The sequence below is a fragment of the Flammeovirga aprica JL-4 genome (assembly GCF_012844305.1).
Taxonomy (GTDB): domain Bacteria; phylum Bacteroidota; class Bacteroidia; order Cytophagales; family Flammeovirgaceae; genus Flammeovirga; species Flammeovirga aprica.
On record NZ_JABANE010000375.1, the window covers coordinates 1 to 646 of the forward strand.

Annotated in this window: 1 protein-coding gene and 1 pseudogene; one reads left to right on the forward strand and one right to left on the reverse strand. The window is 57.4% G+C overall.

Annotated elements, in window-relative coordinates; genetic code table 11:
* Window positions 1–413: pseudogene (locus HHU12_RS34450) on the forward strand (hypothetical protein); the annotation flags it as partial.
* A gap of 38 nt (window positions 414–451) precedes the next feature.
* On the opposite strand, the gene HHU12_RS34455 reads toward HHU12_RS34450, so the two are convergent.
* Window positions 452–646: hypothetical protein (locus tag HHU12_RS34455; RefSeq protein ID WP_205960100.1), on the reverse strand; the 195-nt coding region annotated here is incomplete at its 5' end.

The window sequence follows — 646 nt, forward strand, 5'->3', positions numbered from 1 at the left end:
CCAAAACCGACCGCATTCGCTTTAACGAGTCAGAAAAACTGCTGACCTGGGGCTTCCGCTTCTTTGAAACCGTGACGCCGATTAAACCAGATGCCACCTTCGTTACCCAGCGCGTGTGGTTTGGCGATAGCAATGAAGCGAAACTGGGGGCTGGCGAGGCGGGCTCTATCACTTTGCCGAAGGGCCAGCTGAAAAACCTGAAAGCCAGCTATACCTTAAATCAGCCGCAGCTTACCGCGCCGCTGGAGAAGGGGCAGGTGGTCGGGACTATCGACTTTAAGCTAAATGATAAAACCATTGAACAGCGTCCGCTGATTGTCATGGAGTCGGTAAAAGAGGGCGGCTTCTTCAGCCGGATGATCGACTTCGTGCTGATGAAACTGCACGGCTGGTTCGGCAGCTGGTTCTCCTGATGCCTGCCCGCGCCCTGCGGGGCGCGGGCAGCGACGCTTCAATACAGTAGGGAAATCTGCTGCGCCTTCGCCAGCGCGACCAGCTCATCATCCGGGCAGATATCGCTGGCAATCACGTCAAATTTCGCTAACGCCCCCATGCGCGCCGGACGCACTTTGCCAAACTTGCTGTGGTCGACCACCAGCACGTGATAGCGCGCGTGACGCATCGCCCAGTGCTTAACCGGCAGCTC